This window comes from Brevundimonas sp. AAP58 (assembly GCF_001295975.1).
Classification (GTDB): domain Bacteria; phylum Pseudomonadota; class Alphaproteobacteria; order Caulobacterales; family Caulobacteraceae; genus Brevundimonas.
This window is the reverse complement of sequence record NZ_LJHU01000042.1, coordinates 13875-25978: the sequence shown is the minus strand read 5'-3', so window position 1 is coordinate 25978 and position 12104 is coordinate 13875. Positions and strand designations below refer to the sequence as shown.

The window sequence follows — 12104 nt, the reverse complement described above, 5'->3', positions numbered from 1 at the left end:
ACCGTCAGTCCACGGCATCCGAAACCCGTCCGTTCTCGAGCAGGGCTTCAGTGGCGGCCGCCGTCTGTTCTCCACGGCGGTATCTATCGAGCACGACCGCGCGGCGTCCGGCATCGGGCGGGGTCATGGCGCGCGGCGTTACGATGTCGCGCGGATTGGCGATCTGTGCCGCCAGATTGGCGTTCACGGCGCAGCCGAAGTTGGCGTACCCGGCGTTCGCGCCTGTCCGCGCCAGGTTGGTCCAGGTCGTTCCGCAGCGCGGGACGGCCGCGCGCACCGTGTCGAAGCCGACCAGAACCGGGGCCCGGGGATCCGGCGCGACATAGGTCACGACCTGAACCTGATGACCGGGTACGCCCAGGCCTTCCAGGGCGTTGCGCACGCTCCAGGCCATTTCGCTCGACACGGGATCGTCGCCGGACGGCGCTTCGACCCGAAGGACAGGCGCGCCCTCCGCCGAGAAGCGATAGGCCAACTCCTGGAGCGCGCGGCTTTGGTTGGCGGACGGACCGGTCTCGTGAACGGCGAGGGCGATCCGCTCCACGCCCGGCTCCACAGCCAAGGCGAAGCGTGAAATCGGCGTCAGGGGCTGCGGGCCGGTGCCCTCGGCGGGAAGGCCCACGCAGGCCGAGAGGGCGAGGGCCGATGCGACGGCGAAAGTCAGGGTCCGGATCATGGGCGCGCTCATTCGATCACATAGCCGACCGGCCCCGACCAGGCGGGCGCGGTCGAGGCACCCGGAGCCGGAGACCCGTAGGCCTGGTTCAGCTGGCCAAAGAAGAGGGTCTGCGCGTCATGAGCGATCCGCAGCCCGTCGGCGGGCGTCTGCATCTGATCCCGCGACGTCGGCGTGACGATAAAGGGCTCTACGATGACGACAAGCTCGGTCTCACCGGAGAGGTAGTCGCGGGACCGGAAAAGCTGCCCCAGAACCGGCAGGGCACCAAGTCCGGGAAAGCTATCGATCGCCTGTCTGGTGCTCTCCTGGAGGAGACCGGCGATCATCATTGAGCCGCCAGACGGCATCTCGACGGTGTTTTCCACCCGGCGGACGTTCAAGCCTGCAATGTTGAGAGGGTTGTCAGACCCCGCTCCCAGAGTGATCCCGCCGGTCTGCGTCAGCTCGGACACCTCGGTTGAGATCTGTAGCGAGATACGTCCCTCTGACAAAACGACGGGACGGAAGGCGAGACTGACGCCATAGGGTTTGAACTCGATGGTGATGTTGCCATCGCGGTCACGGCCCGTCGGCACGGGGAACTCACCACCAGCCAGGAAGCTGGCGGACTCCCCGTTGACGGATGTCAGGTTCGGTTCGGCGAGCGTCCGCAGCAGGCCAACCCGCTCGAATGCGCGTATCGTTGCCTCGCCGCGGTTCAGGCCGTTGGAGCCGGGGCCCGTCCCCGGTTGGGCCGTGTCCCAGTTGGCGGCATCTCCGGGCCCGCGCACAGTGAACGGGCACAGGGTCCCGGCCTCGAAACCAGGACCGCAAGGTCCCTCGAGCTGGAAATTCTGCGTCGTGTCGCGCGAGGCACCGATACCAAGGCCGCCAAGGAAGCTGCCATTGACACCAAAACTGGCCGTCTGTCCGAGCAGGAACTGGGTGTTGCCGACCTGACGCAGGATCGCTTCGGTATCGAAGCCCAGCTGCTTGATTGCGTTTCGCTGGACCTCGACGATGCGGACGCGCAGCGTGACCTGATCGGATGCCGCGATACTGGTGAGGTTCAGGACCTTTTCCGGCGCGGAAACGAACGCCCGAGCCACCGATGCGACCCGTTCGGATTCCGCGGCGCTACCCACGATGCCGGTCAGGATAATGCTGTCGTTGACAGCCTCCGCCCGAACCTGGGAGCCTGGAACGACGCGGCTCAGAGTATCCTGAAGCGCCGACACGCCCGCGTCGACGCGCACGCGCAGCGTCAGGATCGAGCGCCCCGCTGAATCGAGAAAGACCGCATCGGTCTCGCCCGGCGCTATCCCGATCACGGTGATACGGCGCGGAGAATGCACATTGGCCTCAGCCACGGCCGGGTTCGACACGATCACATCGCGGGCGTCGGCCGGAAGATCGACGGCAAACGAGGTACCGCGCGGCAGGTTGATCAGACGAGGCCCCGAGCCTGCGGCCACCGTCTGGCTGGCTCCGGAGGTCTGCGCCAGCGCAGGGGCGGCGATCGGCGACGACGCGGTCAGGATCGCGCAGGTCAAGGCGAGGATTGGCCTTCTTGAGGGGGTCATCGGCGTCCTCATTGGACGGTCACCGTTTCAGCCTGACCGGCACGATAGATCGTGACGGTGCGGGACTCTGGTGCAGATGCGCGAGCGCGTTGAAGGGGCTGGACGCGGCCCGAAGGGCCTGCCGTGTCGGCGTAGGATCGCAGCACAAGCGAGAGGGTCCCCGCAGCCTTGGCGAGTGCGAGGGCCTCTGCATCGGCAGGTGCAACCTCAAGCGTAGCTGTCGCGCCAACCACGGCCTGTTGGTCATCCTCGGCCCGCGTCGACTGATCAACCGCGAGAACCTTTACATTCTGAAGCACCGTAGACGTGGCGTATCGGGCCTGGCCGCCGTCGTTGCCGTTGTCGCGCAGTTCGACAGTCACCAGAACATCGACCCGGTCGCCGGGCAGGATGAAGCCACCGGCAGCGGTCTCGACAGAGACCCCGATCGACATGGCCCGCATGCCGGGTTCCAGATAGGCGGCCATGTAGCCACTGTCGCCGGCGCGGACGATCTTTCGCGCCACGATGGGCTCTCCGGCCAGAATGGGTTCACGCACGACGGAGCCATAGTAGTCCGTCTCGGCGCCGCCAGTGGCCAACTCCGTGGCAGCGCGGGCGACACGCGCGACGGCACCTTCGGTTTCCGCCCCGCGACTCTCGGTCGCCTCCGCGGCCCCCTCGGCGGTTGGTTGGGGCACGGGAACGGAGCCATCGGTGATGAAGGCGGGGTTGACCTCGGCGGCGGGCCAATCCTTCCATTCCAGGTCAGCGTCCGTCAGGCGTTGACCTGGAGCCAGGTCCCGAGCAGCCACTAGCACCTTGGCCATGGGCATGGCGGGCTCCGCCGATGCCGTCGCGACAGCCTCTCCAGAGGACGAGCCCATGGCGCGCACCACGAGGGCCAGGCCAATGGCCGAGACAGCAGCAATACAGATGACGGCGATGCGTGCGGGCTTCATCGTGGGTCTCCGGCACCACCGGACGCACGATTCACGGTGCGGACGGCCTACCATTAACGACCATGCCGGGCGCGGGTTAACGCGGACCTAAACGGCTGACGGGCTCCTATCCACCCCAGAGCCGGTCAGAAAGCGTCAGCCCGCGAAAGCCCGGGCAAAAAGATCGGCTGCGGGATAAGCCATCAGAACGCCGCCACAGATTGCAACGCCGTAGGGGATGTCACCCTTGGGCCGAAACAATGTCGAGACCCACACTGGCGCGCCAGCCACATAGGGCTGCGCCACGGTTCGTCCGACGATCAGGACCAGGCTGAACGCGCCGCCCAGGACAGCGGTCCAGATCAGGAAGGGCATGAGCGCGCTCGCCCCCAGCCAAAGACTCGCCGCCGCCATCAGTTTCGCGTCGCCCCCTCCGATGACGCGCAGCGCGAACAGAGCCATTCCAGCGACCAGGACCAGGACGCCAACCCCAAGGCTCAGCGCGACTTCGGGGATGGTCTGGCCGAGAGCCAATGCAGCCGGGACGAACATCACGGTCAGGGCGGCCGAGATCCAGTTCGGGATCTTCATGCGCGTCAGATCGGTCAGGGCCGCGATCACGACCAGGATCGGCAGTGGCAGAAGAAGCAGCGAGGTCATCATGTCCATGCTCCGACCATGCCACGAGTGAGTTAAGGCCACGTTTGTCACGTCGGTCTTGGCCGACACACTCAGCCGGGCGGCTGGCGCTGGCGAAAAGAAAAAGGCCGGAGCGTTTCCGCTCCGGCCTCCGAGGCTTCAAGAGGTCAGGCTCTTAGAGCGCCAGACCATCCGCGATGGCGTTGAAGACGGCCTCAAGGCGCGTGCCGACAAGGCCAACGGCAGTGATGATCAAGACCGCGATCAGAGCGGCGATCAGGCCGTATTCAATGGCCGTGGCACCCGACTCGTCCTTGACGAACTTCTTGATGAACTGGGTCATATGACTTCCTCTCAGGTAAAATGGCTAAGCGAGCAACGATGGCTGGGAGGCTCCGGTCGCCCGCTTGTCCCCCAAACGCAGGGTGAACATGCACCGGTATCGGTTAAGGCTGCGTCAGAGGGTGTGGTTACTGCCGCATTCACCTTGAATAAGGCCGACAACCAATCTGCCGTCACAATACTCTCTTGTAGTGCAGAACAAACAGACTGGAGCAGCCAAGAATCGAGTCATCGTTTTATTATGATAAAGTTAACCTTAGTTGCCAGTGGCTTTCTGCGAGCAGGCGCTTTCAGGATTTGTAGAGATTTCGCGTGAATCCTCGCGCTCGGCCCTGCGCGTCGCGCAGACGATACAAGGAGTCGCCATGGCTGGCCCCACCGCCCGCACCCTATCTGCCCTGGCCGCCGTAGCCCTGCTGGGAGCCGCCGGCGTTGCCCAAGCCCAGTCCATCAATGTCGAGATCGACCGCTCCAGCCGGATCAGCCTGCGCGGTGCGGCCACGTCGGTGATCGTCGGGAACCCTGCGATCGCCGATGTGACCGTGGTCGACGCCAATACCCTGTATGTCACGGGCAAGGGATATGGCGTCACCGAAGTGGTCGCCGTCGATGCCCTGGGTCGCACCCTGTACCAGGGCGAGGTGGTCGTCACCGGCGGCTCGACCGGCTCGGTCCGTGTCTGGCGCGGGGCCCATGCCACCGAAATGGCCTGCGCCGCTTCCTGCTCGCCGTCCTTGCGCAACGGCAACGCGGCTTCCCCCACCCCCTGACCGGTCTTGTTGATGGCAAGACCAAGGATCCGGATTGATCTGTTTGGACGACGCCCCCGTCGCGAGGGCGCGGCTGCGGTGGAGTTCGCCATCGTCGCCGTGCCGTTCTTCTTCGTGATCTTCGCGGTGCTGGAACTCGGCGTCATCTTCCTTGTCGACTCAACTCTGGAAGCGGCCGTGCAGCAGGCGTCCCGGCTAGTCCGCACAGGTCAGGCCCAGGGCGGAGTCTTCTCGGCGGCTCAGTTCCGCACTGCCATGTGCCAATCGATGAATGTGTTCGAAGGCGACTGCATGACACGTTCGGTCGTCGACGTCCGTCCGATCCCGCAGTTCCGCGACCCCAATCCGCCAGACCCGATCGTCGATGGCCAGTTCGTTCCCGCGCAGACAGGCTTTGATCCGGGTGCGGCCGGCGACTTGATGCTCGTTCGGGTATGGTATCAACAGCCGGTCGTCACGCCGCTGTTGTCGAGGGGCCTTACGCGCCTGGAGTCGGGCGATGCCTTGATTTCAGTCACCACCGCATTCCGAAACGAGCCGTTCTGATGGTGCGTGGTGCGGTCAGGCTCGCGGGATCCTTCGTGGCCCGCTTTGTCCGGGACGTCGGCGGTGTCGCCGCAGTCGAGTTCGCCCTCGTGGTCCCCGTGCTCATCGTTTGCTATTTCGGTCTGGCCGAGTTCTGCCAAGCCTACATGGCCCAGAAGCGGGCGCAGCACACCACATCCCAGATTGCCGACATGGTGGCGCGCGCGCCGACAGCCACACGGGCCGATATCGACGCAATTTTCGACGTTGGATCGCTTATCATGCAGCCCTTTCCTGAAGCGCCGCTTTCGCTGCGCGTGACAAGCATCACGCGCGGGGCTGATGGCATCGCACGCGTCGACTGGAGCCGGGGCAGGGGGATGACGCCGCTCTCGGGAACACAAACGGTTCCGGCCGGCCTGATCGCCAATGGTGAGACCATCATCATGGGCGAGACGCGCTATGCCTACGATTCCCCGATGGATCGACTGCTGCCGGGCATAACCGATTTCGGCGGGATCCATTATCTCCGGCCGCGCCTGACCGATCGGATCCCCTGTTCAGACTGCTAGCCGAGCAACGCCGTCCGGATCGCAGCGATCTTGACCTGGGTCTCTGCCAATTCTTCTTTCGGATCGCTGCCCGCCGTGATCCCGGCTCCCGCCTGGGTTCGGAATCGCCAGCGGTCATTGTCGCGCCACAACGCAACTGTCCGGATCAGGACAGAGGCTGTCATCCGCCCAACGTCATCGATATGCACAAGGCTACCGCACCACGGGCCCCGGGCAGGCTCGTGATCGGCGATGACCTTCATGGCCTGATGCTTTGGCGCGCCGGTGATCGACCCCGGCGGAAAGGCCGCCAGCAGGATTTCTCCGGCCCCGACACCCTCCCTGGCGCGGGCTGTCACTGTCGACACCAGGTGGTGCACGGTGGCGAAGCTTTCCAGCTCGAACAGCCGCTCGACCTTCACGCTGCCGACCTCAGACACACGCGCCAGGTCGTTCCGCATCAAGTCGACGATCATCAGGTTTTCCGCCCGATCCTTCTCGCTGGCGATCAGCTCGGCCGCGCATGCTGCGTCCTCGGTCGGATCGGCCGAGCGGGGACGAGTACCCTTTATGGGCCTGGTCTCGATCCGTCGGCTAAGAGGATCGAAGGTCAGAAACAACTCGGGCGAGTTGGAAACCAGCGCCCGCGTGCCCATGCGCCAGAACGCGCCATAAGGGGCAGCACCGGCCGCCAGCCGGACGAACAGGTCGAACGGATCGGCATCCCGCCGCAAAGCCCCCGACCAGCCGCGCGCGATGTTCGCCTGAAACAGCTCGCCCTGACCGATGCGCGCCACGACATCGGCCACGGCGGCCATGTAATCAGGGCCGCTGCCTTCGGCCACCCAGCTCTCGGCGGGCAACTCTGACTCAGAAGCGGGCCGCGCACCCTGGAGCCAGGCTTTGGCGAGGGCCGGGTCCCCGACCGAGGCAACCGTACGATCGACATGATCGAAGACGAGGACCGTAGAATACCGCGCCGCGATGAGATCAGGCCAGTCCGTCTTGCGCGGCCCCGTAGCCGGGCGCGCCCCCCAATCGTAAGCGACAAGAGCGACCCGATGGCCAGGCGCGCGACCGCCGAACGTGTCGCCCAGCGCCTCCGGTCCGAGCGGGCCGGTCTGCACATCCTCAGGCTCGACCGCGAGGAAGGAATATCGCCCCGCTGGTCCGCCATCCGACAAGAGACAAAGCAGCCCGTCGTGATCCCTCAGTCCCGCTGCGACGGACAGCGGCTCGACCCACGGCTGCCTCAACGTCACCCGACTGCTCACGCCGACAAACGCTCCACGATCCGGTCGCGCAGGCCTGCATCTACGCCCAGCGCCCGCTCCAGATAGGCGTCGATAGACCCGTATCGCTCGACCATCGCGGCGATGGCCGCATGCAGATAGGCAGCTTCGACGCCCATGAAGGCCACTACGGCATCGTGGGAAGCCGTCCGCCCTGTGAAGGCCTTCATCTGCTCGGCGATGCCTGGTGCCCGCGCCTCCAGATCTACGGCCGTATTGGTGAGAAGGTAATCCTCCATCAGGTCATCCCCGGACACGCCCAGCAGATGATGCGTCAGAGCCGCCAGCATGCCCGTCCGGTCCTTACCCGCTGCGCAGTGGATCAGCACGGGCCTGTCGCTCTCGGCCAAGGCCCGAAAGTAACGCGAGAACAGGTCCAGGTGCGCCGGCGCGAACGGCAGCTCGCGATAGGTCGCCGTCATGAACTGTCGGCCGCTTTCCGGCGTCAGGTCGGAAGTCTTCAGGAAGGTGATGTGCGGGGCCTCCCCGACCTCGTCGTGGTCGCTCTCAATCACGACGCCGCTGAAGTTGGGCGCCCGCTTCGAGGGCTGGCGACGGCGCTCGACAGGCCTGCGCAGGTCGATCACGACTCCGAAGTCGAGCGCCGCCAGCCGCTCCAGGTCTCCCTCGCTGACCCCCGCGTGGTGAGCCGATCGGTAGAGAACTCCAGGTCTGACATGGCCGCCTGCCGTCGTGGCGTAGTCGCCGTAGTCCCGAAAGTTGTCGAGCGCGTCAAAGGCGTGGATGCGGCTGGCCATGCGCTTCCTATAGGGGCGGCGCAGGCACCGGGCGAGGGGGACCGATCAGCGCGGCTGAACCAGTCCCGCCATGGCATCCAGGTAGGCGACGAAGGCCTTGCGTCCGGCGTCCGTCATCGCTGCCTCGGTCAGGGGTTTTCGCCCCACGAACCGCTTGGTCACGGTGACGAAGCCCGCTTCTTCCAGCTTCCTCAAGTGCACCGACAGGTTCCCGTCCGTCGCCTGGAGCCGAGCCTTCAGCGTGGCGAAGTCCGCGCTCTCCACCCCCGACAGGGTCGCCATGATGCCCAGCCGCATCCGTCCGTGGATCACGTCGTCAATGCGGCCGATGTCGAAATCGTCCGGCACGCTCAGGCCCTCGCCGACCGCATGATCAGGAAACCGGGCAGGGCCATCAGGCCGAACAGCGCCCCGGCATAGGCCAGGTATTGCCATTCCGTCCCGGACAGGACCGCGAGCGCAGGCGCGGCCGCGAACGACGCCAGCGCCAGGATCCATAGGGGCCTTGACCGCGTCATCGTCGCCGTCACCGCCCAGCCGATGCCGTAGAAGGCCATGACGATCGAGGGGACGATCAGCGACCACTGAGCCAGATCGGAGCGACCCGCGCGCGCCAGGTCGGCGACGATCAGGGACGTGAACAGGCTGAACAGGCCCCATCCGAGGGCGGACCAGACGATGCCGAACGCGCGATTTGTGGCCGTCTCGACCCCGCCTTCGCGCTTGAGCCGTCCGATCAAAACGACCAGCGTCGCCAGGAAGACCAGGGCCGTCACGCCCCACATGGCCATATAGGCGGCAGGCGCGAGGGTTAGAATCTCGGCCGCGATCGCCCAGTGAAGCACGCTCGCCGTGCCGAAGATGAGGCCCGCAGCGAACAGGATGGACGCCCCCTTGATCGGGGCCTTGGCGCCTTCCTCGGCCAGGCCCTTCAGCCAGGCGATGTCGGTCAGTTCGTCTCTCGTGTCGCTCATGGAGATGATCCTTGAAGAGTTTGCCCGCCGGCGCTGGTGATTTGCGCGCGGATGCCGCTTCTGTGCTCTCTCTGCTTTGCAATGTAAAGCACTTTTTATGTTCCGGCCGCTGCTGGGCCGCTACAACCGCCGTATGGCTCCAGAGTATCACCACATCGCCTACGTCGGCCTCGATATCGCCAACCCGGTCACGATCGAGGCGGTGCTCGCCGCTGCCGAGCGTAGCGGCCTCGCCGCCGGGGCCCGGGTGCTCGACATCGGGGCGGGCACCGGCGGCGTCTCGGCGGCTCTGGCGCGTCGCTTCGGCTATCAGGTCCATGCGATCGAGCGGGACCCGGTCATGATTTCCCGCATCGGCGAGCGGGTCCGCGCCGAGGGGTTGGCGGACCGGGTGACGGCGGTCGAGGGCATGGCGCCTCAAGTTCTCGACGCCCTCGCGCCGGCCAAGATGATGGTAGCGCTCGGCACGACCCGGATCGCGGGACCTGAAGTCGCGACGGCCGAAGGCATTTTCCGAACGCTCGCGACCCGCCTGTCGCGACCCGGTTATCTGCTTTGGGGGGATCTGACCTGGACGGCCGAACCGCCGGGACCGCTCCGCCAGATCATCGAGGCGGCGGGGGTCTATGACAGCGACGACGGCTGGAAGGCGGCCGCTTCGGCCGCGGGTCTGGACTGCGTCTGGGCCGAGATGTCCCCACAGGGCGTCTGGGACGACTTCTTCGGCGGCACCGACGCCCGGGTCCGCGCCTGGCTCGACGCCCATCCCGAGGCCGAAGGTCGGGACGCGCTGAAGTTGCGCGCAGACCAGATCCGGACCACCTTCGACTTCGGCAGGAGCTATCTGGGTTTTGGGCTGTATCTGTTCCGAAAGCCTTGACATCGGCGCTGCCTGAACACGGCCGGGCCCGAACAACCCTGGATTACGCAACTGGCCCGCTTCGTGCACGGGTGAGGACAGAGGGGACCTTTCGTCCCATCCAGGAACGCCCACCATGTCGTTTTCGGTTAGACCTGTGCTGGATCAGGACGCTCCAGCCCTCAGGGCGCTCCACGCATCCGTCGGATGGCCGCGCCGCAGCGAGGCCGGGTGGCGGTGGTTGCTGAACCATCCCGCGCGGATCGAGGCGGAAGCCCCGGCCGGCTGGCTTCTGATCGACGGCGAAGGGCAGCCGCGCGGCTACACCGGGAACTTCGTCCAGAGGTTCTGGCGCGGAGAGGCCGGGTTGTTTGGAACCAGTGGCTATTCCATCGTGGTCCAGCCGTCTGCGCGGGGCCACAGCCGCATGCTGTTGCGGGCCTTCGCCGAGCAGCCCGGAATGTTCGCCCGCTACACCTTCAACGCCAATCCCAAGTCGAGCCCTCTGTTTCCGCGCTATGGATTGAGGCCCTGGCCCACCCGCACCCATGCCCTTAAGCTGGCGTGGAGGCTGGACACCGTCACCTGTGCCGCCGGACGGCTGTGGCGCGAGGTGGACCGTCACGCGCCCCGTCTCGTTGACCCGCGCCAGGAGCGCTTCCTGAACCGCCATCTCGTCGACCACGGCCCGCTGGTTCTGCCCACTGGCGTCGTGGTCCTTTCAGACCTGAATGACCGGTCACGCTTCGGCGATTTCTGGAACGCGCTGAAAGCCGAAGCCCGGATTATCGCCGATCGCAGTCCCGCCACCCTCCGCTGGCGCCTCGCCGATCCCGACCGGACGATCGAACCCCTGGTCCTCGCCTTCAACCGCGGAAGGGCGATCACGGGCTATGCGATGGCCATGATGGCCAAGGCCAGCATCATCGAACCGCCGGTGCTGGAAATCCTCGACCTTGTCGCCCTCCGCGACGAACCGCGCGCCGTGCCCGCCCTGACGCAGGCGCTTCTGGCCAACGCCCGCGCGCTCGGCGCCGCCAAGGTCCGCATCCAGGTCGTCAACGAGGTCCTGCTGCGCCAGCTCGGACCGCTGGCCGCGTCCGCCCGCCGCGAGGGCGGCTGGGGCCACTGCCATGTCCGTTTCGAGCCGGGCGTCGAGGGCGTCGACACCTGGGCTCCGACCCCGTTCGACGGCGACTATCAGATGTGCCTCAGACCCGTGCCGCTGACCGCTGTCCAGTCGGAACGCGCTGCCTAGTCCTTGGGCCGCGCCTTCAGTTCGTCTCGGATTTCCGCCAGGAGCGTCTCGGTCGGCGTGGGCGCGGCGGGCGCCGGGTCGGGCTTGGCCGCCTCGGCACGGCGCAGATTGTTGATCGCCTTGACCATCAGGAACACCACGAAGGCCACGATCAAGAACTGGATCACGGTGTTGATGAAGGCGCCGTACTGGATGGCGACTTCCTCGATCGCCTCCGTCGCCGGATCCTCGGGTGCCAGCACCCACTTCAGGTTCGAGAAATCGACGCGGCCCAGCACCAGGCCGACCGGCGGCATCACTACCTGTTCGACCAGACTGGTGACGATCTTGCCGAAGGCCGCGCCGATGATGACGCCGACCGCCAGGTCGACGACGTTGCCGCGCGCCGCGAATTCCTTGAACTCGCCGAGCAGTCCCATCAGACCACCCTCGACCCTAACGCTCGGTTCGCGGAACCTCGCTGCTTAAGGGTCATGCGTCGCCGCCCGCGTTCAACCGCTCGCGCAGCTCCTTCCCACTCTTGAAGAAGGGCACGGACTTCGCCGGCACATCCACCGTCTCGCCAGTGCGGGGATTACGACCCGCGCGCGCCGGCCGCGACCGCACGGAAAACGCGCCGAAGCCGCGCAGCTCGACCCGGCCACCTTCGGCCATGGCCCCGGTCATTCGGCCCAGCACGACATTCACGACCCGCTCGACCTCGGCGTGGGTCAGGTGGGTGTTCTCGGCCGCCAGTTTCTCGATCAGCTCGGATTTGATCATTCAGGCCCCCGCCCTTCCCGCTCTGGAGAGCAAATACGGGTGCAACTTCAACCGGGTTGCAAGGCCACCCTAGCCTTCGCTCGCCGGGCGAAAAAGGCCTGATCGGCGCTCACGGGCCCGGAAAATGCGTTAATCGGCCCAAACCGCATACGGATTCTGGCGCGCAAGACAAAGGACGGCCGGATTGCTCCGACCGCCCCAAGTTCCGTCACC

The 12104-nt window shown here is 66.0% G+C and carries 16 protein-coding genes; 5 read left to right on the top strand and 11 right to left on the bottom strand.

The annotated features are described in order from the left end of the window. Window positions 1–4 precede the first annotated feature (4 nt). The 5 genes from IP78_RS06170 to IP78_RS15000 all read right to left on the bottom strand — a co-directional run bounded on the left by IP78_RS06170 (window position 5) and on the right by IP78_RS15000 (window position 4143). Window positions 5–676: a CpaD family pilus assembly protein gene (locus tag IP78_RS06170; protein ID WP_054110826.1), complete on the bottom strand. Its 672-nt coding sequence runs from the start codon at window positions 674–676 to the stop codon at window positions 5–7. An 8-nt stretch (window positions 677–684) separates the two neighbouring features. Beyond that, window positions 685–2241, bottom strand: a complete 1557-nt coding sequence (locus IP78_RS06165; RefSeq protein ID WP_082384881.1) for a type II and III secretion system protein family protein — start codon at window positions 2239–2241, stop codon at window positions 685–687. Window positions 2242–2249: 8 nt separating this feature from the next. Next, complete coding sequence (gene cpaB / locus IP78_RS06160) at window positions 2250–3182, bottom strand: Flp pilus assembly protein CpaB (protein WP_054110824.1); 933 nt, start codon at window positions 3180–3182, stop codon at window positions 2250–2252. A 135-nt stretch (window positions 3183–3317) separates the two neighbouring features. Next, entirely contained in the window at window positions 3318–3824 is a 507-nt protein-coding gene (locus tag IP78_RS06155; protein ID WP_369814671.1) for a prepilin peptidase, read from the bottom strand. A 151-nt stretch (window positions 3825–3975) separates the two neighbouring features. Then, window positions 3976–4143 carry a Flp family type IVb pilin gene (locus IP78_RS15000; protein ID WP_082384880.1) on the bottom strand — a complete coding sequence of 56 codons (168 nt, stop codon included), beginning with the start codon at window positions 4141–4143 and terminating at the stop codon, window positions 3976–3978. A gap of 364 nt (window positions 4144–4507) precedes the next feature. Between IP78_RS15000 and IP78_RS06150 the strand changes: the two genes are divergently transcribed. From IP78_RS06150 to IP78_RS06140, 3 genes are all read left to right on the top strand, one after another. Beyond that, a complete protein-coding gene (locus tag IP78_RS06150) occupies window positions 4508–4912 on the top strand; it encodes a pilus assembly protein N-terminal domain-containing protein (RefSeq protein ID WP_054110822.1) in 405 nt (134 codons plus the stop codon). 78 nt (window positions 4913–4990) lie between these two features. Next, the gene (locus IP78_RS06145) at window positions 4991–5458 is read left to right on the top strand and encodes a TadE/TadG family type IV pilus assembly protein (RefSeq protein ID WP_231680938.1); all 468 of its coding nucleotides are present in this window, start codon (window positions 4991–4993) and stop codon (window positions 5456–5458) included. Next, entirely contained in the window at window positions 5458–6009 is a 552-nt protein-coding gene (locus IP78_RS06140) for a TadE/TadG family type IV pilus assembly protein (protein ID WP_054110820.1), read from the top strand. Before IP78_RS06145 ends, IP78_RS06140 begins: the two co-directional genes overlap by 1 nt. On the opposite strand, the gene IP78_RS06135 is transcribed toward IP78_RS06140, so the two are convergent. The 4 genes from IP78_RS06135 to IP78_RS06120 are packed head-to-tail and all read right to left on the bottom strand — an operon-like array spanning window position 6006 to window position 9012. Then, window positions 6006–7250: an anthranilate synthase component I family protein gene (locus tag IP78_RS06135; protein ID WP_231680937.1), complete on the bottom strand. Its 1245-nt coding sequence runs from the start codon at window positions 7248–7250 to the stop codon at window positions 6006–6008. The two genes, IP78_RS06140 and IP78_RS06135, sit on opposite strands and share 4 nt — an antisense overlap. 8 nt (window positions 7251–7258) lie before the next feature. Beyond that, window positions 7259–8038 carry a tyrosine-protein phosphatase gene (locus tag IP78_RS06130; RefSeq protein ID WP_054110818.1) on the bottom strand — a complete coding sequence of 260 codons (780 nt, stop codon included), beginning with the start codon at window positions 8036–8038 and terminating at the stop codon, window positions 7259–7261. A 45-nt stretch (window positions 8039–8083) separates the two neighbouring features. Next, window positions 8084–8386 (bottom strand): transcriptional regulator, encoded by a 303-nt coding sequence (locus tag IP78_RS06125; RefSeq protein ID WP_054110817.1) that lies wholly within the window; start codon window positions 8384–8386, stop codon window positions 8084–8086. Window positions 8387–8388: 2 nt separating this feature from the next. Further along, window positions 8389–9012, bottom strand: coding sequence for a hypothetical protein (locus IP78_RS06120; RefSeq protein ID WP_054110816.1), 624 nt, complete (start codon window positions 9010–9012; stop codon window positions 8389–8391). A 97-nt stretch (window positions 9013–9109) separates the two neighbouring features. Here IP78_RS06120 and IP78_RS06115 point away from each other — a divergent pair, with 97 nt between their 5' ends. Together IP78_RS06115 and IP78_RS06110 are read left to right on the top strand one after the other, a co-directional pair. Then, entirely contained in the window at window positions 9110–9892 is a 783-nt protein-coding gene (locus IP78_RS06115) for a methyltransferase domain-containing protein (RefSeq protein ID WP_054110815.1), read from the top strand. Window positions 9893–10007: 115 nt separating this feature from the next. Continuing rightward, window positions 10008–11129, top strand: a complete 1122-nt coding sequence (locus IP78_RS06110; RefSeq protein WP_054110814.1) for a GNAT family N-acetyltransferase — start codon at window positions 10008–10010, stop codon at window positions 11127–11129. Here IP78_RS06110 and mscL read toward each other — a convergent pair. Together mscL and IP78_RS06100 are read right to left on the bottom strand one after the other, a co-directional pair. Beyond that, window positions 11126–11548 carry a large-conductance mechanosensitive channel protein MscL gene (mscL, locus tag IP78_RS06105; RefSeq protein ID WP_054110813.1) on the bottom strand — a complete coding sequence of 141 codons (423 nt, stop codon included), beginning with the start codon at window positions 11546–11548 and terminating at the stop codon, window positions 11126–11128. The two genes, IP78_RS06110 and mscL, sit on opposite strands and share 4 nt — an antisense overlap. Window positions 11549–11600: 52 nt before the next feature. Beyond that, window positions 11601–11891 carry an integration host factor subunit beta gene (locus IP78_RS06100; RefSeq protein ID WP_054110812.1) on the bottom strand — a complete coding sequence of 97 codons (291 nt, stop codon included), beginning with the start codon at window positions 11889–11891 and terminating at the stop codon, window positions 11601–11603. Window positions 11892–12104 lie beyond the last annotated feature (213 nt).

What these genes read in the sequence shown, in the direction of transcription:
- IP78_RS06170 (WP_054110826.1), bottom strand. Translation starts at nt 676, where the DNA reads ATGATCCGGACCCTGACTTTCGCCGTCGCATCGGCCCTCGCCCTCTCG.
- IP78_RS06165 (WP_082384881.1), bottom strand. Translation starts at nt 2,241, where the DNA reads ATGACCCCCTCAAGAAGGCCAATCCTCGCCTTGACCTGCGCGATCCTG.
- cpaB (WP_054110824.1), bottom strand. Translation starts at nt 3,182, where the DNA reads ATGAAGCCCGCACGCATCGCCGTCATCTGTATTGCTGCTGTCTCGGCC.
- IP78_RS06155 (WP_369814671.1), bottom strand. Translation starts at nt 3,824, where the DNA reads ATGATGACCTCGCTGCTTCTTCTGCCACTGCCGATCCTGGTCGTGATC.
- IP78_RS15000 (WP_082384880.1), bottom strand. Translation starts at nt 4,143, where the DNA reads ATGACCCAGTTCATCAAGAAGTTCGTCAAGGACGAGTCGGGTGCCACG.
- IP78_RS06150 (WP_054110822.1), top strand. Translation starts at nt 4,508, where the DNA reads ATGGCTGGCCCCACCGCCCGCACCCTATCTGCCCTGGCCGCCGTAGCC.
- IP78_RS06140 (WP_054110820.1), top strand. Translation starts at nt 5,458, where the DNA reads ATGGTGCGTGGTGCGGTCAGGCTCGCGGGATCCTTCGTGGCCCGCTTT.
- IP78_RS06130 (WP_054110818.1), bottom strand. Translation starts at nt 8,038, where the DNA reads ATGGCCAGCCGCATCCACGCCTTTGACGCGCTCGACAACTTTCGGGAC.
- IP78_RS06120 (WP_054110816.1), bottom strand. Translation starts at nt 9,012, where the DNA reads ATGAGCGACACGAGAGACGAACTGACCGACATCGCCTGGCTGAAGGGC.
- IP78_RS06115 (WP_054110815.1), top strand. Translation starts at nt 9,110, where the DNA reads ATGTTCCGGCCGCTGCTGGGCCGCTACAACCGCCGTATGGCTCCAGAG.
- IP78_RS06110 (WP_054110814.1), top strand. Translation starts at nt 10,008, where the DNA reads ATGTCGTTTTCGGTTAGACCTGTGCTGGATCAGGACGCTCCAGCCCTC.
- mscL (WP_054110813.1), bottom strand. Translation starts at nt 11,548, where the DNA reads ATGGGACTGCTCGGCGAGTTCAAGGAATTCGCGGCGCGCGGCAACGTC.
- IP78_RS06100 (WP_054110812.1), bottom strand. Translation starts at nt 11,891, where the DNA reads ATGATCAAATCCGAGCTGATCGAGAAACTGGCGGCCGAGAACACCCAC.